General features: G+C 64.0%; 18 protein-coding genes and 1 tRNA gene. 16 read left to right on the top strand and 3 right to left on the bottom strand.

The annotated features are described in order from the left end of the window. Nucleotides 1-11: 11 nt before the first annotated feature. Complete coding sequence (gene queA / locus ACVWY1_RS09150; protein WP_102682086.1) at nucleotides 12-1,061, bottom strand: tRNA preQ1(34) S-adenosylmethionine ribosyltransferase-isomerase QueA; 1,050 nt, start codon at nucleotides 1,059-1,061, stop codon at nucleotides 12-14. Between the two features lie 109 nt (nucleotides 1,062-1,170). Here queA and ACVWY1_RS09145 point away from each other — a divergent pair. After that, a tRNA-Leu gene (locus ACVWY1_RS09145) sits at nucleotides 1,171-1,255 on the top strand. A 216-nt stretch (nucleotides 1,256-1,471) separates the two neighbouring features. Next, nucleotides 1,472-1,951, top strand: a complete 480-nt coding sequence (locus ACVWY1_RS09140) for a GNAT family N-acetyltransferase (RefSeq protein ID WP_457378160.1) — start codon at nucleotides 1,472-1,474, stop codon at nucleotides 1,949-1,951. 155 nt (nucleotides 1,952-2,106) lie between these two features. Here ACVWY1_RS09140 and ACVWY1_RS09135 read toward each other — a convergent pair whose 3' ends face one another. Further along, complete coding sequence (locus ACVWY1_RS09135) at nucleotides 2,107-2,268, bottom strand: helix-turn-helix domain-containing transcriptional regulator (protein WP_198754927.1); 162 nt, start codon at nucleotides 2,266-2,268, stop codon at nucleotides 2,107-2,109. A gap of 190 nt (nucleotides 2,269-2,458) precedes the next feature. On the opposite strand from ACVWY1_RS09135, the gene ACVWY1_RS09130 reads away from it, so the two are divergent. Beyond that, nucleotides 2,459-3,349, top strand: a complete 891-nt coding sequence (locus tag ACVWY1_RS09130; protein WP_111532086.1) for a bestrophin family protein — start codon at nucleotides 2,459-2,461, stop codon at nucleotides 3,347-3,349. A 15-nt stretch (nucleotides 3,350-3,364) separates the two neighbouring features. Here the strand turns inward: ACVWY1_RS09130 and ACVWY1_RS09125 are convergent, their stop codons facing one another. Next, nucleotides 3,365-4,483, bottom strand: a complete 1,119-nt coding sequence (locus ACVWY1_RS09125) for a polysaccharide deacetylase family protein (RefSeq protein ID WP_139668964.1) — start codon at nucleotides 4,481-4,483, stop codon at nucleotides 3,365-3,367. A gap of 149 nt (nucleotides 4,484-4,632) precedes the next feature. Between ACVWY1_RS09125 and yaaA the strand changes: the two genes are divergently transcribed. From yaaA to ACVWY1_RS09060, 13 genes are all read left to right on the top strand, one after another. Further along, complete coding sequence (yaaA, locus tag ACVWY1_RS09120) at nucleotides 4,633-5,412, top strand: peroxide stress protein YaaA (RefSeq protein ID WP_046854239.1); 780 nt, start codon at nucleotides 4,633-4,635, stop codon at nucleotides 5,410-5,412. A gap of 791 nt (nucleotides 5,413-6,203) precedes the next feature. Continuing rightward, on the top strand, nucleotides 6,204-7,520 hold the full coding sequence (locus ACVWY1_RS09115; RefSeq protein ID WP_102682091.1) for a nucleotide sugar dehydrogenase: 1,317 nt from the start codon (nucleotides 6,204-6,206) through the stop codon (nucleotides 7,518-7,520). A gap of 71 nt (nucleotides 7,521-7,591) precedes the next feature. Beyond that, nucleotides 7,592-9,073, top strand: coding sequence for a glycosyltransferase family 2 protein (locus ACVWY1_RS09110; protein ID WP_457378159.1), 1,482 nt, complete (start codon nucleotides 7,592-7,594; stop codon nucleotides 9,071-9,073). Between the two features lie 34 nt (nucleotides 9,074-9,107). Next, complete coding sequence (locus tag ACVWY1_RS09105) at nucleotides 9,108-10,274, top strand: alginate biosynthesis protein Alg44 (RefSeq protein ID WP_110699968.1); 1,167 nt, start codon at nucleotides 9,108-9,110, stop codon at nucleotides 10,272-10,274. Nucleotides 10,275-10,286: 12 nt separating this feature from the next. After that, the gene (gene algK / locus ACVWY1_RS09100; protein WP_457378158.1) at nucleotides 10,287-11,819 is read left to right on the top strand and encodes an alginate biosynthesis TPR repeat lipoprotein AlgK; all 1,533 of its coding nucleotides are present in this window, start codon (nucleotides 10,287-10,289) and stop codon (nucleotides 11,817-11,819) included. Further along, a complete protein-coding gene (locus ACVWY1_RS09095; RefSeq protein ID WP_102682095.1) occupies nucleotides 11,816-13,294 on the top strand; it encodes an alginate export family protein in 1,479 nt (492 codons plus the stop codon). Before algK ends, ACVWY1_RS09095 begins: the two co-directional genes overlap by 4 nt. An 18-nt stretch (nucleotides 13,295-13,312) precedes the next feature. Next, the gene (gene algG / locus ACVWY1_RS09090; RefSeq protein ID WP_457378157.1) at nucleotides 13,313-14,869 is read left to right on the top strand and encodes a mannuronan 5-epimerase AlgG; all 1,557 of its coding nucleotides are present in this window, start codon (nucleotides 13,313-13,315) and stop codon (nucleotides 14,867-14,869) included. A 13-nt stretch (nucleotides 14,870-14,882) separates the two neighbouring features. Further along, a complete protein-coding gene (locus ACVWY1_RS09085; protein WP_457378156.1) occupies nucleotides 14,883-16,325 on the top strand; it encodes an alginate O-acetyltransferase in 1,443 nt (480 codons plus the stop codon). Between the two features lie 7 nt (nucleotides 16,326-16,332). Continuing rightward, on the top strand, nucleotides 16,333-17,436 hold the full coding sequence (locus ACVWY1_RS09080; RefSeq protein WP_457378155.1) for a mannuronate-specific alginate lyase: 1,104 nt from the start codon (nucleotides 16,333-16,335) through the stop codon (nucleotides 17,434-17,436). Between the two features lie 189 nt (nucleotides 17,437-17,625). Further along, nucleotides 17,626-19,083 (top strand): MBOAT family O-acyltransferase, encoded by a 1,458-nt coding sequence (locus tag ACVWY1_RS09075; protein ID WP_102682099.1) that lies wholly within the window; start codon nucleotides 17,626-17,628, stop codon nucleotides 19,081-19,083. Between the two features lie 10 nt (nucleotides 19,084-19,093). Then, complete coding sequence (locus ACVWY1_RS09070) at nucleotides 19,094-20,254, top strand: alginate O-acetyltransferase (protein ID WP_457378154.1); 1,161 nt, start codon at nucleotides 19,094-19,096, stop codon at nucleotides 20,252-20,254. A 20-nt stretch (nucleotides 20,255-20,274) separates the two neighbouring features. Beyond that, the gene (locus ACVWY1_RS09065; protein WP_102682101.1) at nucleotides 20,275-20,922 is read left to right on the top strand and encodes an alginate O-acetyltransferase AlgF; all 648 of its coding nucleotides are present in this window, start codon (nucleotides 20,275-20,277) and stop codon (nucleotides 20,920-20,922) included. Between the two features lie 36 nt (nucleotides 20,923-20,958). Continuing rightward, nucleotides 20,959-22,413 carry a mannose-1-phosphate guanylyltransferase/mannose-6-phosphate isomerase gene (locus ACVWY1_RS09060; RefSeq protein ID WP_139669305.1) on the top strand — a complete coding sequence of 485 codons (1,455 nt, stop codon included), beginning with the start codon at nucleotides 20,959-20,961 and terminating at the stop codon, nucleotides 22,411-22,413. The last annotated feature ends 39 nt before the right edge of the window (nucleotides 22,414-22,452 follow it).

The raw sequence follows: 22,452 nt of genomic DNA, 5'->3' as shown, positions 1-22,452 counted from the left end.
ACAGGTGCGACTCATGCTTGATCCTCTGGGCCGCGTGGCGCCGGATTGCGGGTGATGAACATGGCATCACCGTAACTGAAGAAGCGGTAACCGTTTGCGACCGCCGCCGCATAAGCGGCCATGGTCTCCGGGTAACCGGCGAAGGCCGAGACCAGCATCAGCAGCGTGGACTCCGGCAGGTGGAAGTTGGTGACCAGGCAATCGACCACATGGAACGGCCGGCCGGGGAAGATGAAGATGTCGGTGTCGCCGCTGAACGCCTTGAGCTCGCCATCGCGCGCCGCGCTCTCCAGCGAACGCACGCTGGTGGTGCCCACGGCGATCACCCGCCCGCCACGGGCGCGGCAGGCCTGCACGGCATCGACCACATCCTGGCCCACTTCGAGCCACTCTTTATGCATGGTGTGGTCTTCGATCTTGTCGACCCGCACCGGCTGGAAGGTGCCCGCCCCTACGTGCAGGGTGACGAAGGCGCGCTCGACGCCCTTGGCGGCGATCTTTTCCAGCAGCGCCTCGTCGAAGTGCAGGCCGGCGGTGGGCGCGGCCACGGCGCCGGCGCGCTGAGCGTAGACGGTCTGGTAGCGCTCGCGGTCGGCGCCCTCGTCGGGGCGGTCGATATACGGCGGCAGCGGCATATGGCCGACGCGCTCGAGCAGCGGCAGCACCTCTTCGCTGAAACGCAGCTCGAACAGCGTGTCGTGGCGGGCGACCATCTCGGCCTCGCCACCGCCGTCGATGAGGATCTGCGCGCCTTCCTTAGGCGCCTTGCTGGCACGCACATGGGCCAGCACGCGGTGGCTGTCGAGCACGCGCTCGACCAGCACTTCCAGCTTGCCGCCGGAGGCTTTCTGGCCGAACAGCCGCGCCGGGATCACCCGGGTGTTGTTGAACACCATCAGGTCACCGGGACGCAGGTAGTCGAGCAGGTCGGTGAACTGCTTGTGGGCCAGTTCGCCGCTGGGGCCGTCGAGCACCAGCAGGCGGCTGCCATGACGCTCGGCCAGTGGATGGCGGGCAATCAGGGAATCGGGGAGTTCGAAGGAAAAATCGGCGACGCGCATGATGATGTTCGGGTTCGACAGGGCCGGGAAGTTTAGCCCAATGCGTGAAAATTGACCATGAAAGCCGATTGACCGCCTTGGGCGACCTCTCTATACTGCGGCGCCACAAGCCCTGATGGCGGAATTGGTAGACGCGGCGGATTCAAAATCCGTTTTCGAAAGGAGTGGGAGTTCGAGTCTCCCTCGGGGCACCAAGATCCAGAAAAAACCGACCTTATGGTCGGTTTTTTTGTGTCTGGCATGCCAGGGTGCTAAGAGGCAGCTGCTTTACCGCCTCTAGCCAAGTCTTGCGACACTCCTGACTGCACAGAAAATCACACTTAGTGCGATTTACCGTAGCGCCACAGCATTGACTTCACGTTACCAGCCGCACAGGGTAAGTGACTTCTAGCCCCATCGGAACATTCCCTGTGCCACTAAGCCATCGCCCCGTTCAGCCTGCCGATATCGCCACGCTCTGCGGCTTCCCTCAAAGCCCGGACGAACTCTTCTACATGTTCCCCAAAGCCACCTACCCGCTCACACCCGCGCAACTGAGCGAAGCCATCGCCCAGCGCAGCGGTTCGACAGTGATCGAGGCCGATGGCGTGATCGTTGGCTTCGCCAACCTCTACAAAGCCGAACACGGCGGCGTCTGCGCGCTGGGTAATGTGGTGGTGGCGCCGGCTGCGCGGGGTCAGGGCGTGGCACGTTACCTGGTGCAATGCATGATCGCCCTGGCCCGCGAAGAATTCGCGGCGCGGGAGATCTGGGTGTCGTGTTTCAATCACAACACCGCAGGGTTGCTGCTTTATCCACAGCTGGGTTTTGTACCGTTCGGGATCGAGGAGCGGCGGGCGCCGGATGGAAGTCGGGTGGCGCTGGTGCAGATGAAGCAGGTGTTGGGCTGAGGTTGATATGGTTTACCGGTGTGCAGTGTGGCCTGGATTGAGGCTGCGTTGCAGCCATCGCGGGTCAAGCCCGCTCCCACGCTGACGATGCTCGCAATTCTGCTCACCGTGCGACAGTGCAGTACAAAAGACCGGGTGCAAGGAATCTGGCTGGACTAACCATCTGTAGTGCGCAAGCGTGCGGCCTGGACATGGGACTGGGCTCGAATGATTTCATCTGCGTCACCTTCGGCCAGTACCTGTGACAGGTATTCCTGAATCGCTGCCTCTGAATCCAGTAGATCCGCAACCTTGAATGACGTCAGTTCACTGGTCATGCTCGACTTCCTGAAAGTGAATGGGTCATGAGCCTAAACCATCGCCGCGAGGGACGTTTCTCCGCTTGATGTAGGCATCTTCTTAAGCACTGATCAGAAAAACCGCGTTACACCCTGCGACGAATCCCAGCGAACCTTAACCCCTCCCGCGACGTCGGAACCTGCATCCCCGCTTCGAGGTTCCCCCAACGTGAAAGCCCTCCTCGCCCGCAAGTACCGCCTGGTGGTCAAGACCTTCGGCTACATCGGCTGGTCGCTGTTCTGGCTGCTGATCTGGGACGTGCTGGTCACCATCGACTTCATGCTGTTCTTCAACAGCAAGTTCAGCCTGCCGCTGATCCCGCTCACCCTGCTGGGCTCGGCGCTGGTGGTGCTGGTGAGCTTTCGCAACAGCAGTGCCTACAACCGCTGGTGGGAGGCACGCACCTTGTGGGGGGCGCTGGTGAACAGTTCACGCAGTTTCGCCCGGCAGGTGCTGACCCTGGTCGACGACCCGGCTGACGGGCCGAACCCGGTGAAGGCGACCTTGCTGCGCCGGCACATCGCCTATGTGAACTGCCTGGCCGCCCACCTCAAGAACGAGAAATGCCCGGACGAGCTGATGGCCTTCATACCGCCCGGCGAGTTCGAGCGGCGCAATCGCTCCAACAACTTTGCCAACGACATCCTCAGCGGTTCGGCGGCACTGCTGGCCCAGGAATACCAGGCCGGGCGGCTGGACAGCATTCGTCTGGCGCGCCTGGAGTCGACGCTGGTGGACCTGTCCAACGCCCAGGGCGGGATGGAGCGGATCGCCAATACGCCGCTGCCCTACCCTTATGTGTACTTCCCACGGCTGTTCATCACGCTGTTCTGCCTGATCGTGCCGGTGGGGCTGGTGGAATCGCTGGGCTGGTTCACGCCGCTGGCCTCGACCGTGGTCGGCTTCATGCTGCTGGCGATCGAACGGATCGGCACGGACCTGCAGAGCCCGTTCCGCATCAGCGAGCATCAGATCCCGATGGACACGATCTGCGAGACCATCGAACGCAACCTGGAGTCGATGCAGCGTGAGGCGCAGTGTACAGCCAGCGTGCCTTGAGCGCCCGGTCCCTGCCTACCCCCGCCGTGCATACTCCCGACACCCTTCCCAACCGATCCCGCTCTGGGCCGTGTGCTGCAACAACCACTCCAGCGCCGGCTGGGCCTTGGGCAAGCCGTCACGGAACTGGATCACCCCCTTGCGCCACAGCAGCATCAACGTCAGCACCCGCTGCGCCGAGGCCTCGGCGGTCAGCGGCCCGTCATCCTGGGCATCGATGTCCCACAGAGAAACCCGCAGTTGCTGGCTGTCCAGGAACGCTTCGCCATCGGCGCGTCGCTGGCCATAGGGCGGACGGAACAACGGTACATACTGTTCGGCCAAGTCGGCCTGCACCCGCGCCTGGCTGCGTCGCAGTGAGTCCTGCCAATCCTGCCACTGGGCATGAGAGCGGTATTCCCAGCCCTGGATACCCACGCACTGGCCGGCATACAGATCGCCCAGCGGGCCGGCATCGCGGCGTTGCTGCAGGCGATTGCCGAGCACGAAGAAAATCCCGTCGAGCTTCTGCCGACGCAGGTAGTCAGCCAGCGCATCGGTGCTACCGCCCTGAGGGGCAGGGCCGCTGACGAAGGTCAGCAGGAACATCCGGTCATTGAGTTCCTCGCCATTGCGCTCACGATCGGAGAGCTTCGCCACTTCGCTGGTGGTCTGCGGGAACAGCGCGGCCTTGCGCAGTTGCTCATCCAGGTAACGGGTATGGAACTGATGACTGGGCTCTACCCACTCGGTGTAGAACGAGCCGACATCATCGGCGAAAACGGCCGCCTGCGTGCGTAGATCCGCCATGGACTCAACCGGGTAGCAGAACGAGGCATCCTGCTCGCAGCTCTGCTGCGCCTGTTGATAACTGGTCCACAGGCGCTGCCACAGACGAGCGCGCACGGCCCGCACGACGCTCAGGTTGACCTGGCGCAGGCCAAGGCGGCTCTTCAACGCCGGCTCGTCGAGCATCTCGCTTTCGTGCAGCACCCGGGCAAACGACAGGATTTCCGCCCGCGACGCAACATCGAACAGCGTCGGGCTGTTCAGCTGCTCGGGCCACAGGTCACGGTCGAAACTGACGAAATTCGCCGGGGCCGCCTGCGCACCCAGGCTCAGCAGCCCAGCGAACAGGGCAAACGCGATACGCACGATGTGCATTCTCCTTGAAGGCATGCCGCGCACTATAACGCGACGCCCGCTGCTTGCCTGTGGCGATGTTCGCTGACTATCGTCGCCATAGTTTGGCGTTGCGCCGGCAGCCCCGTAGAATTCGCCCGACGATTCCAGGAGCCGACCCGATGCTGACGGTGATTTCCCCCGCCAAGACCCTCGACTACGACACCCCGCCGGTGACCCAGCGCCACACCCTGCCCCAGTACCTGGACGATTCCCAGGAACTGATCGTGCAACTGCGCGAGCTGTCGCCGGCGCAGATCGCCGAGCTGATGCACCTCTCCGACAAGCTCGCCGGCCTCAACGCCGCGCGTTTCGGCAGCTGGACCCCCGATTTCACCCCGGCCAACGCCAAGCAGGCGCTGCTGGCGTTCAAGGGCGACGTCTACACCGGGCTCGATGCCGAAAGCCTGGGCGAGGACGATTTCAGCTATGCCCAGGATCACCTGCGCATGCTCTCGGGCCTGTACGGCCTGCTGCGCCCGCTGGACCTGATGCAACCCTACCGCCTGGAAATGGGTACCAAGCTGGCCAACGCCCGCGGCAAGGACCTCTATGCCTTCTGGGGCACGCGCATCAGCGAGTGGCTGAACCAGGCGTTGGCCGACCAGGGCGACGACGTGCTGCTGAACCTGGCCAGCAACGAGTACTTCAGCGCGGTGAAGAAAAGCGCCCTGAAGGCACGGGTGATCGACGTCGACTTCAAGGACCTGAAGAACGGCCAGTACAAGATCATCAGTTTCTATGCCAAGAAGGCCCGCGGGATGATGAGCCGCTTCGTGATCCAGGAGCGGGTCAACGACCCGGAGCAGCTCAAGCGCTTCGATGCGCAGGGCTACTACTACAGCGCGGAGCAGTCCAAACCCGACCACCTGGTATTCCTGCGCGATCACGCTGAGGGCTGATTTTTTCAGCGCCGCTTTGCAGCTCATCGCGGGGCAAGCCCGCGATGAGCCCATCAGCCCTGCAACGGGGCACGCTGCAAAAAGCCATCAGCCAAAATTCCAGCGTCAATAAATCATCAGCCACATCCTTATCGCAAAACGCCATAAGACCGTTCGTAGTTTTTTGACGATTTTTGAAAAATATTTTCGCATGCTGGCATATAACCATCCCCCTGCGATTTCGCCCTTTATATACGGGGATGAAACTGTGGCGTGCCATCACATTGAAAGTATTTCCCTCTGAAAAAATATTTAGAAATCTTTCACCGTGGCGGAACCGCCCCAGGAACTTCTGCTACGCCCAATGGCTCATAGCACCCGTAACGAGTTTCAAGCGCTGAGCGTGAGAAATGACTTACAGATGACAAAGGGCCGCTATTCACAATCGGCCCCACAACTTCAACGGCGGTACAGGAAGTGCCTGAAGCCATTATCCATGCAGGAGAGAAGCGCCCCTAAAATTCGTCCTAGTGGTTGATTTCAAAGGATTTATCCACTTGAAAGAACAAGCACAGCAATTCGCGAATGGCGATTTGCAATAAAGACGGCTGCATTTCAGGGCACGCCTTTTAAATATTGGCCTTTGACTGCCAACTTTGAGTGCATAACTTTTTGCGCTCCGGATTTATTCATGCCTGCGTTCGGTGAAGTGTCAATTCGCCACGGATCCGTACGCCCGAATACTGCTGGTCAATCAACCCGGTCGGCTCTTCGCTGAAGGGCTGGCGTGATAAACACACGAGGTGAATGCGATGCGTATCAGCATCTTTGGTTTGGGTTATGTGGGTGCAGTCTGTGCCGGTTGCCTGTCGGCACGAGGCCATGACGTGATTGGGGTGGACGTGTCCAGCACCAAGATCGACCTGATCAACCAGGGCAAGTCGCCCATTGTCGAGCCGGGCCTGGAAGCGTTGCTGCAGCAAGGCATCGCCAAAGGCCGCCTGCGTGGCACCACCGACTTCGCCGAAGCCATCCGCGCCAGCGATGTGTCGATGATCTGCGTCGGCACGCCGAGCAAGAAGAACGGCGACCTGGGCCTGGAGTATATCGAGTCGGTGTGCCGCGAGATCGGCTACGTGCTGCGCGACACCGACCGCCGTCACACCATCGTGGTACGCAGCACCGTGCTGCCGGGCACCGTCAAGAACGTGGTGATCCCGATCCTCGAGGACTGCTCGGGCAAGAAGGCCGGTGTCGATTTCGGCGTGGCGGTCAACCCCGAGTTCCTGCGCGAAAGCACCGCGATCAAGGACTACGACCACCCACCAATGACCGTCATCGGCGAACTGGACAGCGCCAGCGGCGACGTCCTGCAAGCCCTGTACGAAGAACTCGATGCCCCGGTGATCCGCAAGCCGATCGAAGTGGCCGAGATGATCAAGTACACCTGCAACGTCTGGCACGCGACCAAGGTCACCTTCGCCAACGAGATCGGCAACATCGCCAAGGCGGTCGGCGTCGATGGTCGCGATGTGATGGACGTGGTCTGCCAGGACAAGGTGCTCAACCTGTCGCAGTACTACATGCGCCCCGGCTTCGCCTTCGGTGGCTCGTGCCTGCCCAAGGACGTGCGCGCCCTCACCTACCGCGCCTCGAGCCTGGACGTGAAGGCGCCGCTGCTCGACTCGCTGATGCGCAGCAACGAGTCCCAGGTGCAGAACGCCTTCGACATCATCGAAAGCCACGACAAGCGCAAGGTCGCCCTGCTGGGCCTTTCGTTCAAGGCCGGTACCGACGACCTGCGCGAAAGCCCACTGGTGGAGCTGGCCGAGCGCCTGATCGGCAAGGGCTACCAGCTGGACATCTACGACCAGAACGTCGAGTACGCCCGGGTGCACGGCGCCAACAAGGAATACATCGAATCGAAGATTCCGCATGTGTCCTCCTTGCTCAACGCCAACTTCGAGCAGGTGGTGAACGACGCCGACATCATCGTGCTGGGCAACCGTGACGAGAAGTTCCGCGCCCTGGCCCAACAGGCACCGGCCGGCAAGCAAGTGATCGACCTGGTCGGCTTCATGAGCAAGCCGACCTGCACCACCAGCCGCACCGAAGGCATCTGCTGGTAAACCCGGTCGGGCGGCGCGTCCCTCCCCAGCGCGCCGCCCTCCCCACCCCGAATTCTCGACGGATGCCGAACATGCAAAGGTTCCAGACAGTGCTGTTGCAGTGCGCCGGCTGGCTGCTCTACATGAGCCTGCTCATGCTGATCGCCCTGGCCCTGCCCAGCGATATCTTCGATTCGCAGTCGAAGCACTTCATCTTCCTGGTCGGCGCTGTCGGCATCTGGCGCTACTCCATGGGCGCCACCCATTTCATCCGCGGCATGATCTTCCTCTACCTGGTCTACCCATACCTGCGCCGCAAGGTGCAGAAGCTCGGCAAGGCCGCCGACCCGTCGCATGTGTACCTGATGGTCACCAGCTTTCGCATCGATGCACTGACCACTGCCCAGGTGTACAGCTCGGTGATCCGCGAGGCGATCGACTGCGGCTTCCCCACCACGGTGGTCTGCTCGCTGGTGGAGAAGTCCGACGAGCTGCTGGTCAAGAGTCTGTGGGCCAAGTACAACCCGCCCGGACACGTCACCCTGGACATCGTGCGCATCGCCGGCACTGGCAAGCGCGATGGCCTGGCCTATGGCTTTCGCGCCATCTCGCGGATGCTCCCGGACGACAACGCCGTGGTGGCGGTGATCGACGGCGACACCGTGCTGGCCGAAGGCGTGGTGAAAAAGACCGTGCCGTGGTTCAAGCTCTACCCCAACGTCGGCGGCCTGACCACCAACGAGTTCTGCGAAGTGCGCGGCGGCTACATCATGAGCGAATGGCACAAGCTGCGCTTCGCCCAGCGCCACATCAACATGTGCTCCATGGCCCTGAGCAAGCGCGTGCTGACCATGACCGGACGCATGTCGATGTTCCGCGCCAGCGTGGTGACCAACCCCGAGTTCATCGCCGACGTCGAAAGCGACTCGCTGATGCACTGGCGCCTGGGCCGCTTCAAGTTCCTTACCGGCGACGACAAGTCCAGCTGGTTCAGCCTGATGCGCCTGGGCTACGACACCTTCTACGTGCCTGACGCGGCGATCAACACGGTGGAGCACCCGCCGGAGAAAAGCTTCGTCAAGGCCAGCCGCAAGCTGATGTACCGCTGGTACGGCAACAACCTGCGGCAGAACTCCCGCGCCCTGGGCCTGGGCCTCAAGCGCCTGGGGCTGTTCACCAGCATCGTCCTGCTCGACCAGCGCGTGTCGATGTGGACCAGCCTGCTGGGCCTGACCGTGGCGGTGATCGCCAGCTTCAAGTTCGGCCTGCAGTTCCTGCTGGTGTACCTGCTGTGGATCGGCATCACCCGCCTGATCCTCACCATCATGCTGCTGTGCTCGGGGCACAACGTAGGCCCCGCCTACCCGCTGATTCTCTATTACAACCAGATCGTCGGCGCGGTGATGAAGATCTACGTGTTCTTCCGCCTCGACAAGCAGTCCTGGACCCGCCAGCCCACTGCCCTCAAGCGCGACCTCGCAAGTTTTCAACAATGGTTCAACACCTGGTCCTCGCGGACCATGACCTTCTCGGCCGCGAGCATCTTCGTCGCCGTGCTGTTCATGGTCGTGTGAGCCCCCGGATCGGATAACAGGAACGAATATCGCCATGAATACCGCCGTGAACGTCAACGTCGTGCATGAATCCGAAGCGCAGCGCCAGCATGCCCGGGTGCGCATTCCCGCCAAACTGCGCTACCTGGATGGCAACCGCGAGCCGCACGAGGTGAAGGTTGACGACCTGTCCGCCGGGGGCCTGTCCTTCCATGCGCCAAAGCCCCTGGCCGAAGGCGAAGTGCTGCGCGGCCGCCTGCAGTTCGTGGTCGACAACCTCGGCCTGTCGATGGACGTCGAGCTGCTGGTACGCACCAGCAGCCGCGACACCGGCCGCACCGGCACCGAGTTCCAGAACCTGGAGCCACGCGACATCGCCACCCTGCGCCATATCATCACCAGCCACCTGTCCGGCGAGCTGATCAGCGTCGGCGACGTGCTCAGCACCCTGCAGCGCGACAATTTCACCAAGGCGCGCAAGCAGAAGGACGGGGGCTCGGGCTTGTCCGCCTTCGGCCGCCTGCGCGCGGTCACCGTCACCGCCGGGGTGTTCGTGGTCGGCCTGGTGGCCTTCGGCTTCGTCGCCAAGTCGCTGTATGGCCTGTACTTCGTCAGCCATGCCGAGGCCGGCGTGGTCGCGGTGCCCACCACCAATGTCACCATGCCCCGCGATGGCAGCGTGCAGAGCCTGGTGGAAAACGGCGCGAGCGTGGCCAAGGGCGCGCCATTGGCAACCTTCAACACCAGCATGCTCGATTTGCTCAAGGGCCACCTGGACGACTCGCAACTGGAGCCGGCCAAGGTCGAGGAGCTGTTCGGCAAGCAACTCTCCGGAACCCTTACCAGCCCGTGCGACTGTGTGGTCTCGCGCCAGCTGGTGGATGACGGCCAGTACGCCAGCAAGGGCCAGCCGGTGTTCGCGCTGATCCCGCGTACCAGCACCCCGACCATCGAGGCGCGCTTCAGCTATCGCCAGTTCGATGAAGTGAAGCCGGGCACCCGGGTCAACTTCCAGATCGCCGGCGAGGATGAAGTACGCAGCGGCCGGATCACCGGCAGCTCGAGCCTGGACACCGACAACCTGGCCTCCGATATCCGCGTGCAGATCAAGCCCGACGGCGGCCTGCCGGCCGAACTCGCCGGCCGCCCGGCCTCGGTCAACAGCGACCGTGGCCCGTCGCTGAACTGGCTGATCGACAAGGCCGTGGCCCGCGGGCTGTAAGAGGATCGGATAATGACCAGCAGACACCCCGATATCTGTGGGAGCCGGCTTGCCGGCGATCGAGTGCGCAGCACTCGCCCAGCGGATGCAGCGCCTGCACTGGCCTCTCGCCGGCAAGCCGGCTCCCACAGGGACAGCTTGCGCCTGGGGGCATGCGCCCTGGCCGCCGCCATTACCCTGGCCGGCTGCGCCGGCCTGCCCGACCAGCGCCTGGCCAACGAAGCGCTCAAGCGTGGCGACACCGCCACCGCCGAACGCAACTACAAGGCCCTCGCCGACCTCGGCTACAGCGACGCCCAGGTCGGCCTGGCGGACATCCAGGTCGGCACCCGCGACCCGGCCATGCTCAAGCAAGCCGAGGCCACTTACCGCGCCGCCGCCGCCACCTCGCCCCGTGCCCAGGCGCGCCTCGGCCGCCTGCTGGTGGCCAAGCCCGACAGCACCCAGGCCGAGCGCGAAGAGGCCGAGACCCTGCTCAAGCTCGCGGCGCGACAAGGTGAGACGAACACCCTGATCCCGCTGGCGATGCTCTACCTGCAATACCCGCAGAGCTTCCCCAAGGTCAACGCCCAGCAACAGATCGACCAGTGGCGCGCCGCCGGCAACCCCGAAGCCGGCCTGGCCCAGGTGCTGCTGTACCGCACCCAGGGCACCTACGACCAGCACCTGGGCGAGGTGGAGAAGATCTGCAAGGCCGCGCTGTCGACTACCGACATCTGCTACGTGGAACTGGCCACCGTCTACCAGAAACGCGCCCAGCCCGAGCAGCAGGCCGCCTTGCTTGAACAGCTCAAGGCCGCCCATGCCCGCGGCGCCGTGCCCGCCACCCGGGTCGACAGCGTCGCCCGCGTGCTGGCCGACCGCAGCCTGGGCCAGACCGACGAGAAGACCGCCAAGGACCTGCTCGAGCAGGTCGCACCGGCCAACCCGGCATCCTGGGTGAGCCTGGCGCAGCTGCTCTACGACTTCCCCGAACTGGGCGATACCGACCAGTTGCTGGCCTACATCGACAAGGGCCGCGAAGCCGAGCAGCCACGCGCCGAACTGCTGCTGGGCCGCCTGTACTACGAAGGCAAGACCGTGCCGGCCGATGCGGCCAAGGCACAGGAGCACCTGCAGGCTGCCGCCGACGCCGGCGAAGTCAGCGCCGACTACTACCTCGGCCAGCTGTACCGCCGTGGCTACCTGGGCCAGGTCGAGCCACAAAAGGCCGTCGACCACCTGCTCGCCGCCGCCCGTGGTGGCCAGAACAGCGCCGACTACGCCCTGGCCCAGCTGTTCAGCGAAGGCCACGGTATCCGCCCGGCGCCGACCAATGCCTGGGTGTTCGCGCAGCTCTCCCAGGCCAACCCGACCCCACAGTCGGCCGAACTGCTGCAACAGCTCGACCAGCAGCTCACGCCCGACCAGCGCAGCCAGGCGCAAACCCTGCTGGCGCAGGAAAAGCAGGCGCGCGGCAGCATGGCCCAGGGCGCCAACAGCACCCTGGCCATCGAAGCGCTGCAGGACGAGAAAGAAGAAGTAGACGCCGAGGACTCGCTATGACGCTCAACCCCTTCGTGAAAGCCGGCATCGGCCTGGGCTTCGCCCTGCTGTGGTCGATGCCGACCCTGGCCGCCGAGACCGCGCAGAAGAACTTCGGCCTCGACGTGAAGATCACCGGCCAGTCCGAGGACGACCGCGACCTGGGCACCCGCTCCGGCGGCGATGTCAACGGCCTCGGCCTTGACCTGCGTCCCTGGGTGTACGGCGAGCGCGGCAACTGGAGCGCCTTCGCCATGGGCCAGGCGGTGGCCGCCACCGACATCATCGAGACCGACACCCTGCGCCAGAACGACGACGGCACCACCAGCGACAACGGCGACGACAGCCGCAAGCCGGACAAGAGCTACCTGGCCATGCGCGAATTCTGGATCGGCTACAGCGGCCTGACCCCCTACCCCGGCGAGCAGCTGCGCTTCGGCCGCCAGCGCCTGCGCAGCGACGACGGCATGTGGCGCGACACCAATATCGAGGCGCTGAACTGGACCTTCGACACCACCCTGCTCAAGGCCGACCTCGGCGTTGCCCAGCGCTTCAGCGAATACCGCACCGACCTCACCGAGCTGGCCCCCGAAGACAAGGACCGCACCCATGTCTACGGCAACGTTGCCACGCAATGGACACCCGGCCACTGGGTTGGCCTGCGTGCCCACCACAGCCATGACGGCGGCAGCCTGAAGCGCCCAGGCGAAACCGTCGACGCCCTCGACAAGACCCGCACCGGCGACCTCACCTGGCTGGGTCTGGAGGCCAACAGCGACGCCTACAACTGGCGCAACGACCACACCGTCAACTACTGGGGCAGCGTCACCTGGCTGACCGGCGACCGCGACACCCTCAGCAGCCAGGCAGTCGGCAACGATCAGGTCGCCACTGGCAAGCAGAGCGGCGACGTCAACGCCTGGGCCACCGACCTCGGCATCCGCCTGCGCCTCGACCCGCAGTGGCAGGTCGGCGCGGCCTACGCCCGAGGCAGCGGCGGCGGTGGCAGCGACGGCTCGAACAACTTCGAGCAGACCGGCCTTGAGAGCAACCGCTCCAACTTCACCGGCACCCGCTCGCGCGTGCACCGCTTCGGCGAGGCGTTCCGCGGCGAGTTGGGCAACCTGCAGGCGGCGACCCTGTTCGCCTCCTGGCAGCTGCGCGACGACTACGACGCCAGCTTCATCTACCACAAGTTCTGGCGCGTCGACGGCAAGCAGAACATCGGCTCCAGCGGCATCAACGCGGTGGTCGACGACGGTGGCATCAGCCGCCCGCTGGTGCAGGGCGAGAAAGACCTCGGCCAGGAAATGGACGTGGTCGTGACCAAATACTTCAAGCAGGGCCTGCTGCCGGCCTCGATCAGCCAGTCGATCGACGAACCGTCGGCCCTGGTGCGCCTGCGCGCCGGTGTGTTCAAGCCGGGCGACGCCTACGGCAAAGAAGCCGACTCGTACATGCACCGCGCCTTCGTCGACGTGATCTGGCGCTACTGAGGCCGGGAGAGGATAGCCATGAACCTGCACCCGAACCTTCGCCACAGCCTGCTCGCCAGCGCCCTGCTGCTGGCCGGCGGCCTTGCCCAGGCCGCCGAGCCCGAAATGGCCAAAGGGCTGCAACAGGCCAAGACCTATACCGTCTCCAGCGCGCCGATCGAGCCGCTGAAGATGGACCCGCCCAAGCTGCCCGACCTGTCCGGCTACACCGCACAGGCCGTGCAGCAGAAGATCGACCGCCGGCACAAGGGCAAGGTCAGCGTGCGCCGCATGCTTCAGGAGGACACCCTCAAGGAGTTCATCGGCGGCGACAACAAGGGCGCCGAATGGGTCCGCCGCCAGCACGGCATTCCCCAGGCGATCTTCGTCGATGACGGCCACGTCGACCTGGTGGAGCTGAGCAAGAAAGTCCCCAGCCAGTACCTGCGTGAAACAGCACCGGGCGTATACCTGGCGCGCCTGCCGATCGTGGTCGGGCGCAAGGGCGTGCTGGAGATCGACGGCAAGGTCAAGGAACTGCGCCTGTCCGAAGAAGGCGGTTCGTTCATCGTCAACGACGGCAAGCTGTTCGTCAGCGATACCCAGGTCACTGGATGGCGCGAGCAGGCCAATGGCCCGGCGACCTTCCGCAAGCCCGACGATTTCCGCCCATTCCTGCTCAGCTGGGGCGGCACCGAGACCTACATCGTCAACAGCAAGATGGCCAGCTTCGGCTACGCCAAATCCAAGTCCTATGGCGTGAGCATCTCGCAGTACACGCCGAACATGGCCAAGCAGATGGGCCGCCCGGAACCCACCGGCTGGATCATCGGTTCCGAGTTCAGCGACATGTGGTACGGCTTTTATTGCTACGAAACCCAGGACTTCGTGATCAAGGACTCGACCTACCGCGACAACATCGTCTACGGCATCGACCCCCACGACCGCTCGCACCGCCTGATCATCGCCGGCAACACCGTGTACGGCACCAAGAAGAAGCACGGGATCATCGTCTCCCGTGAGGTCAACGACAGCTGGATCATCAACAACAAGAGCTACGACAACAAGCTCTCGGGGGTGGTGATCGACCGTAACAGCGTCAACAACCTGATCGCCTACAACGAGATCTACCGCAACCACACCGACGGTATCACCCTGTACGAGAGCGGCGACAACCTGATCTGGGGCAACAAGCTGATCAACAACCGCCGCCACGGCATCCGCGTGCGCAACAGCGTGAACATCCGCCTGTACGAGAACGTCGCCATGGCCAACGGCCTGGTGGGCGTGTACGGCCACATCAAGGACCTGTCCGACACCGACCGCGACATCGCCCTCGACCCGTTCGACACCAAGGTGTCGCTGATCGTGGTCGGCGGCGAGCTGGCGGCCAACGGCTCGGGCCCGCTGTCGATCGATTCGCCGCTGTCGGTGGAGTTGTACAAGGTGTCGATGCTGATGCCGCGCAAGGCCAACGGCATCAGCTTCAACGGCGTGCTCGGCGAGCGCCAGGACGAAATCCTCGACCTGCTGGTGCGCCAGCAGAAGGCCGTGCTGATCGACCCGGTCGAACGCCAGACCGAAATGATCGACTAAGGAAGCCCAGACCATGACTCCACACCTGATGAAACTGCTGGGCCTGTCCGCCGCCCTCCTGGCCATCAGCCAGGGCGTGCGCGCCGAAGACGTCAAGGCGCCGACCTTCAGCGCCGAGCCCTGCTGCCAGCTGTGCCCCGAAGCCCACGACGCCAGCCGCTACACCACGCGCTACCAGCAGAACTTCACCACCCTGGTGCAAGCCCAGGGCGACTGGCTGTTCCGTACCCGTGAGGACCTGCGCACCGAGTTCGACACCACCCCAGGCGGCTACAAGCGCCTGCAGCAGGTGCACGACGCGTTCAAGAAGCGTGGCGTCGAGCTGGTGGTGGTGTACCAGCCGACCCGTGGCCTGGTGAACCGCAACATGCTCAACCCCGAAGAGAAGGCCGCCTTCGACTACCAGAAGGCGCTGCGCAACTACCAGGCCATGCTGCAGCGCTTCGCCAGGATGGGCTACAACGTGCCCGACCTGTCGCCGCTGACCAACGAGCAACTGGCCGCCGCCGACCAGGGCAAGGACTTCTACTTCCGTGGCGACCAGCACTGGACGCCCTACGGCGCCGAGCGCGCGGCGAAGATCGTGGCCGACACGGTGCACAAGATGCCGGCCTTCGAAGGCATCCCGCGCAAGGAGTTCGAGACCAGGAAGTCCGGGCGCATGGGCAAGACCGGCACCCTGCACAACGTCGCCGGCCAGCTGTGCGGCACCAGCTATGCGGTGCAGTACATGGACCAGTTCGCCACCGAACCGAAGGGCGCCGCCGGCGGCGACGACCTGTTCGGCGATTCGGGCAACGCGCAGATCACCCTGGTGGGCACCAGCCACAGCGGCAAGAACTACAACTTCTCGGGCTTCCTCGAGCAGTACATCGGCGCCGATGTGCTCAACGTCGCCTTCCCCGGCGGCGGCCTGGAAGGCTCGATGATCCAGTACCTGGGCAGCGAGGAATTCCAGAACAACCCGCCGAAGATCCTGGTCTGGGAGTTCTCGCCGCTGTACCGCCTCGACCAGGAAACCATCTGGCGGCAGATCCTCGGCCTGCTCGACGATGGCTGTGACGATCGCCCGGCACAGATGAGCGCCAGCGCCATCCTCAAGCCCGGCAAGAACGAGCTGATGGTCAATGGCAAGAACGGCGTGATCAAGGACCTGGTCAACCGCAACCACCAGCTCGACATCAAGTTCGAGGACACCTCGGTGAAGGTGTTGCAGGCCACCCTGTGGTACCTCAACGGCCGCCACGAGGACATCAAGATCGAGAAGCCCGAGACCTCCGACACCGACGGGCGCTTCGTCTTCCAGATGCGCGAGGACGAAGACTGGGCAGGCCAGAACCTGCTCGCCCTGGAGGTACAAGGGCCAGAAAGCGGTACGCAGAAAGTCGAAGCCAAACTCTGCAAACGCAACAACTTCGCCAGCCCCGCGCAGCACACCGCGCAAGCTGGCCAGTGAGGCGACCATGACCACCATCAGCATCAAGACCGCACCCGCCCTGCTCGCCCTCGCCCTGTTCGGCGGCGCGGCGCAGGCCGCGCTGGTGCCGCCCCAGGGTTACTACGAGGGCATCGAGAAGCTCAAGACCGGCGACGGTAATTTCCGCTGCGAAGCCGCGCCCAAGCCCTATACCGGCGCGCTGCAGTTCCGCAGCAAGTACGAAGGTTCGGACAAGGCCCGGGCGACGCTCAATGTCGCCTCGGAAAAAGCCTTCCGCAAATCCACCGAGGACATCACCACCCTCGAGAAAGGCGTGAGCAAGATGGTCGGCCAGTACATGCGCGATGGCCGCCCGGCGCAACTGGACTGCGCCTTGACCTGGCTCGACACCTGGGCACGGGCCGATGCGTTGATGTCCACCGATTACAACCATACCGGCAAGTCCATGCGCAAATGGGCTTTGGGCAGCATGAGCGGCTCGTGGCTGCGCCTGAAGTTCTCCAACTCGCAGCCACTGGCGGCGCACCGCGCCGAGGCCGAGCAGATCGAGAAATGGTTTGTGCGCCTGGCACGCCAGACCGTGCGCGACTGGAGCGACCTGCCGCTGGACAAGATCAACAACCACAGCTACTGGGCGGCCTGGTCGGTGATGGCCACCGCCGTCGCCACCGACCAGCAAGAGCTGTTCGACTGGGCGGTGAAGGAATACAAGGTCGGCGTCAACCAGGTCGACGAGCAGGGCTTCCTGCCCAACGAGGTCAAGCGCAAGCAACGCGCCCTGGCCTACCACAACTACGCCCTGCCGCCGCTGGCGATGATCGCCAGCTTCGCCCAGGCCAACGGCGTGGACCTGCGCAAGGAAAACAACTTCGCTCTGCAGCGTCTCGGCGAAGGCGTGCTGGCCGGTGCCCGCGACCCTGTTCATTTCAACACCCGCGCCGGCGTGAAACAGGACCTCAAGGACCTGAAGATCGACAGCAAGTACGCCTGGCTCGAACCGTGGTGCGCGCTGTACCAGTGCGTCGGCGACACCCTCGAGCGCAAGCATGACATGCAACCGTTCAACAGTTTCCGGCTGGGGGGTGATGTGACGCGGGTCTACGACCCGAGCGCGGAACAGAAAAAGTAACGCGATCCCTGTGGAAGCCGGCTTGCCGGCGATGCAAGGCAAAGCCTTGCCCTGCGATGGCCGGGGCCGCCATGCGGCCCATCGCCGGCAAGCCGGCTCCCACAGGGGACTAGGTTGCCTTCCAGCTTTTTGTTGGGGGGTTTGGGGGGCGCTGTGCCCCAGGTGCTGTGCATAACTAGGAGAACCGGGATGGTCTTCTCGTCCAACGTGTTCCTGTTCCTGTTCCTGCCGGTTTTCCTCGGCTTGTACTACGTGAGCGGGAATCGCTATCGCAACCTGCTGCTGCTGGTTGCCAGCTACATCTTCTACGCCTGGTGGCGGGTGGACTTCCTCGCCCTGTTCGCCGGGGTCACCCTGTGGAACTACTGGATCGGCCTGAAAGTCGGCGCCGCCGGCGTGCGCACCAAGCCCGCGCAGCGCTGGCTGCTGCTCGGCGTGGGCGTCGACCTGTGCATCCTCGGCTACTTCAAGTACGCCAACTTCGGCGTCGACAGCCTCAACGCGATCATGACCTCGATGGGGCTGGAGCCGTTCATCCTCACCCACGTGCTGCTGCCGATCGGCATCTCGTTCTACATCTTCGAGTCGATCAGCTACATCATCGACGTGTACCGCGGCGACACCCCGGCCACGCGCAATCTGATCGACTTCGCGGCCTTCGTGGCGATCTTCCCGCACCTGATCGCCGGCCCCGTGCTGCGCTTCAAGGACCTGGTCGACCAGTTCAACAACCGCACCCACACCCTGGACAAGTTCTCCGAAGGCTGCACCCGCTTCATGCAGGGTTTCATCAAGAAGGTGTTCATCGCCGACACCCTGGCGGTGGTCGCCGACCACTGCTTCGCTCTGCAGAACCCCACCACCGGTGATGCCTGGCTCGGCGCCCTGGCCTACACCGCGCAGCTGTACTTCGACTTTTCCGGCTACAGCGACATGGCCATCGGCCTGGGCCTGATGATGGGCTTCCGCTTCATGGAAAACTTCAAGCAGCCCTACATCAGCCAGTCGATCACCGAATTCTGGCGGCGCTGGCACATCAGCCTGTCGACCTGGCTGCGCGACTACCTTTACATCACCCTGGGCGGCAACCGCAAAGGCACCTTCAACACCTACCGCAACCTGTTCCTGACCATGCTGCTGGGCGGGCTGTGGCACGGCGCCAACTTCACCTACATCATCTGGGGCGCCTGGCACGGCCTGTGGCTGGCCATCGAGCGCGCGCTGGGTCTGGACACCAATCCACAGCGTTTCAACCCGGTGAAATGGGCCTTCACCTTCCTGCTGGTGGTGGTCGGCTGGGTGATCTTCCGCGCCGAGAACCTGCACGTGGCCGCCCGCATGTACGGCGCCATGTTCAGCTTCGGCGACTGGCAGCTGTCGGAAATCAACAGCGCCCAGCTCACCGGCCTGCAGGTCGCCACGCTGGTCGTCGCCTACCTCAGCCTGGCGTTCTTCGGCCTGCGTGATTTCTACCGCAACGCCAAGCCAACGCCAAAGGCAACGCCCGTGCAAATCAACGCCGACGGGTCGGTGGGGCTGGACTGGACGCGGATCATGACCCGCGCCCTGGTCCTGCTGCTGTTCGTCGCCTCGGTGCTCAAGCTCTCGGCGCAGAGCTACTCGCCTTTCCTCTACTTCCAGTTCTGAGGCCCCGATCATGAACCGGACACTTCGCATCACCTATTCGCTGTCGTTCATGGGCCTGCTGGTCGGGTTGGGCGCATGGTCGGTCGGCGGGCTGGAAAGTTTCAACCGCACCGGGCAGATGACCCTGCTCGACGGCAAGCTGGCCAAGGCCGCCGAAACCCACTACGACGAGCAGTTCCCGATCAAGCGCGTCGGCACCAACCTGTGGGCCGCGCTGGACTTCAAGCTGTTCAACGAAGGCCGCCCCGGCGTGGTGCTGGGCCGCGACCAGTGGCTGTTCACCGACGAGGAATTCAACCCCACCGTCGGCGCGCAGCAACAGATGCAGGACAACCTGGCCCTGGTGCGTGGGGTGCGCGACGCACTGCAACGCCAGGGCGTGCAACTGGTACTGGCGATCGTCCCGGCCAAGGCCCGCCTCTATTCCGAATACATCGGCAAGGAGACGCCGGCCAGCCTGCACGACGACCTGTTCAACCAGTTCCACGCCCAGGCGCGCCAGGCCAATGTGTTCGCCCCCGACCTGCTGGCGCCGCTGGAGCAGGCCAAGGCCCGCGGCCAGGTATTCCTGCGCACCGACACCCACTGGACGCCGATGGGCGCCGAAGTGGTTGCGCAATCGCTGGCCGAAGCCGTCGACCGCCAGCAGTTGCTCACCGGCGAGCCACAGGCGTACATCACCGAGGCCGGCGCCAGCGCGCCGTACAAGGGTGACCTGACCAACTTCCTGCCGCTCGATCCGCTGTTCAGCAACCTGCTGCCCACTCCCGACACCCTGCAACAACGCAAGACCCACCCGGTGCAGGCCGAGGGCGGCGAAGGTGGCGACGCGCTGTTCGACGACAGCCGCATCCCGGTGGCGCTGGTGGGCACCAGCTACAGCGCCAACCCGCGCTGGAACTTCCTCGGCGCCCTGCAGCAGGCCCTGCGCAGCGACGTCGCCAACTACGCCGAAGACGGCCACGGGCCGTTGCTGCCAATGCTCAAGTACCTGCAAAGCGACGCTTTCAAAAACGCCCCGCCACAGGTCGTGGTGTGGGAATTCCCCGAACGGTATCTGCCAATGAAGAACGACCTCAGCGCCTTCGATCCGCAGTGGATCGCGCAGCTGAAGAACTCCCGCAAATCCGAAGAAAACCTGGCCCTGTCGTCCAACCGGACGGACCACTGAAGATAGAGAGGAACACGCACATGACCACCAAGACTTCCATTGCCAAAGCCCTCACCCTCGCCGCCGGCCTGACCCTGGCCTCGATGCAGGCCTTCGCTGGCGCCGATGCCGCCCTCTATGGCCCGAGCGCGCCGAAAGGCTCGACCTTCGTGCGCCTGTACAACGCCGCCAGCAGCCCCACCGCCGCCAGCGTCGGCAACACCCAGATCAAGCAGGTCGGCGCCCAGGCCAGCAGCGACTTCAGCTTCCTGCCCGGCGGCGACTACACCGCCCAGGTCGGCGGCAAGAGCGTGCCGGTCAAGCTGGCCGCCGACAAGTACTACACCCTGGTCAACAACAGCGGCGGCAACCCGCAGCTGATCGAGGAGCCACCGTTCAAGAACAAGCAGAAAGCCCTGGTGCGGGTGCAGAACCTCAGCGACCAGCAACTGACCCTGAAGACCGCCGACGGCAAGACCGAAGTGGTCAAGCCGGTGGCGGCCAAGGGCCGTGGCGAACGTGAAATCAATCCGGTCAAGGTCAACCTTGCCCTGTATGCAGGCGACAAGAAAGTCGGCGACGTCAAGCCCGTCGCCCTGGAGCGCGGCGAAGCGGCCGTGCTGTATGTCACCGGTTCCGGCAACAGCCTGTCGCCGGTGTGGGTAACTCGCCCCGTGGCTAGCAACTGATCCCCCTGCCTCTAAAACGACTATTGGAGAAACATGATGATCCCGGTAATTCTTTCTGGTGGTAGCGGTTCGCGTCTGTGGCCTCTGTCGCGCAAGCAGTTCCCCAAGCAGTTCCTGGCGCTGACCGGCGAACACACGCTGTTCCAGCAGACCATCGAGCGCCTGGTATTCGATGGCATGGACACCCCCATCGTGGTCTGCAACAAGGACCACAAGTTCATCGTCCAGGAGCAGCTGGGTGCGCTGAAGCTGGAAACCCAGGCCATCCTCATGGAGCCGTTCGGCCGCAACACCGCGCCGGCAGTGGCCATGACCGCGATGAAGCTGGTCAACGAAGGGCGTGACGAACTGATGCTGGTGCTCCCGGCCGACCACGTGATCGAGGACCAGAAGGCCCTGCAGCGGGCCCTGGCCCTGGCCACCGTGGCCGCCGAGCGCGGCGAGATGGTGCTGTTCGGCGTGCCGGCGACCAAGCCCGAGACCGGCTACGGCTATATCCGCTCCAGCCAGGACGCGCTGCTGCCCGAGGGCGTGGCACGGGTCGCGCAGTTCGTCGAGAAACCCGACGAGAAGCGCGCCAACGAGTTCGTCCGCGCCGGCGGCTACTTCTGGAACAGCGGCATGTTCCTGTTCCGCGCCAGCCGCTTCCTCGAGGAGCTGAAAAAGCACGATCCGGATATCTACGACACCTGCCTGCTGGCGCTGGAGCGCAGCGACGAAGACGCCGATGTGCTGAGCATCGACGAAGCCACCTTTGCCTGCTGCCCGGACAACTCCATCGACTACGCGGTGATGGAGAAGACCCAGCGCGCCTGCGTGGTGCCGCTGTCGGCCGGCTGGAGCGACGTAGGCTGCTGGTCGTCGCTGTGGGATGTGCACGAGAAGGACGACAACGGCAACGTGACGAAGGGCGACGTGGTGGTGCAGGACAGCCACAACTGCATGATTCACGGCAATGGCAAGCTGGTGTCGGTGATTGGCCTGGAGAACATCGTGGTGGTCGAAACCAAGGACGCCATGATGATCGCCCACAAGGACAAGGTTCAGGGGGTCAAGCAACTGGTCAACACGCTGGACGCCCAGGGCCGCAGCGAAACCCAGAACCACCTGGAGGTCTACCGCCCCTGGGGCTCGTACGACTCGGTGGACATGGGCGGGCGGTTCCAGGTCAAGCACATCACCGTCAAGCCGGGCGCCAGCCTGTCGCTGCAGATGCACCACCACCGCGCCGAGCACTGGATCGTGGTGTCCGGCACCGCTGAGGTGACCTGCGACGAGAACGTGTTCCTGCTGACCGAGAACCAGTCCACCTATATCCCCATCGCCTCGGTGCACCGCCTGCGCAACCCAGGCAAGATCCCGCTGGAGATCATCGAGGTGCAATCCGGCAGCTACCTGGGCGAGGATGACATCGAGCGCTTCGAGGATGTGTATGGGCGCACCTCTACGCCGGTGGAGCGTGGGGTTTCGGTGAAGACCATCGCGCAGTAACAGCTGCGAGCTGCAAGAAAAAGCGGGGGCGCGGTGAAT

It is taken from the genome of Pseudomonas sp. TE6288 (genome assembly GCF_054062095.1).
This window is presented reverse-complemented; position numbering and strand designations above follow the sequence as displayed.

Coding starts and splice junctions, on each gene's coding strand:
- queA (WP_102682086.1), bottom strand. CDS start 1,061: ATGCGCGTCGCCGATTTTTCCTTCGAACTCCCCGATTCCCTGATTGCC.
- ACVWY1_RS09135 (WP_198754927.1), bottom strand. CDS start 2,268: ATGACCAGTGAACTGACGTCATTCAAGGTTGCGGATCTACTGGATTCA.
- yaaA (WP_046854239.1), top strand. CDS start 4,633: ATGCTGACGGTGATTTCCCCCGCCAAGACCCTCGACTACGACACCCCG.
- ACVWY1_RS09115 (WP_102682091.1), top strand. CDS start 6,204: ATGCGTATCAGCATCTTTGGTTTGGGTTATGTGGGTGCAGTCTGTGCC.
- ACVWY1_RS09110 (WP_457378159.1), top strand. CDS start 7,592: ATGCAAAGGTTCCAGACAGTGCTGTTGCAGTGCGCCGGCTGGCTGCTC.
- ACVWY1_RS09105 (WP_110699968.1), top strand. CDS start 9,108: ATGAATACCGCCGTGAACGTCAACGTCGTGCATGAATCCGAAGCGCAG.
- algK (WP_457378158.1), top strand. CDS start 10,287: ATGACCAGCAGACACCCCGATATCTGTGGGAGCCGGCTTGCCGGCGAT.
- ACVWY1_RS09095 (WP_102682095.1), top strand. CDS start 11,816: ATGACGCTCAACCCCTTCGTGAAAGCCGGCATCGGCCTGGGCTTCGCC.
- algG (WP_457378157.1), top strand. CDS start 13,313: ATGAACCTGCACCCGAACCTTCGCCACAGCCTGCTCGCCAGCGCCCTG.
- ACVWY1_RS09085 (WP_457378156.1), top strand. CDS start 14,883: ATGACTCCACACCTGATGAAACTGCTGGGCCTGTCCGCCGCCCTCCTG.
- ACVWY1_RS09080 (WP_457378155.1), top strand. CDS start 16,333: ATGACCACCATCAGCATCAAGACCGCACCCGCCCTGCTCGCCCTCGCC.
- ACVWY1_RS09075 (WP_102682099.1), top strand. CDS start 17,626: ATGGTCTTCTCGTCCAACGTGTTCCTGTTCCTGTTCCTGCCGGTTTTC.
- ACVWY1_RS09070 (WP_457378154.1), top strand. CDS start 19,094: ATGAACCGGACACTTCGCATCACCTATTCGCTGTCGTTCATGGGCCTG.
- ACVWY1_RS09065 (WP_102682101.1), top strand. CDS start 20,275: ATGACCACCAAGACTTCCATTGCCAAAGCCCTCACCCTCGCCGCCGGC.
- ACVWY1_RS09060 (WP_139669305.1), top strand. CDS start 20,959: ATGATCCCGGTAATTCTTTCTGGTGGTAGCGGTTCGCGTCTGTGGCCT.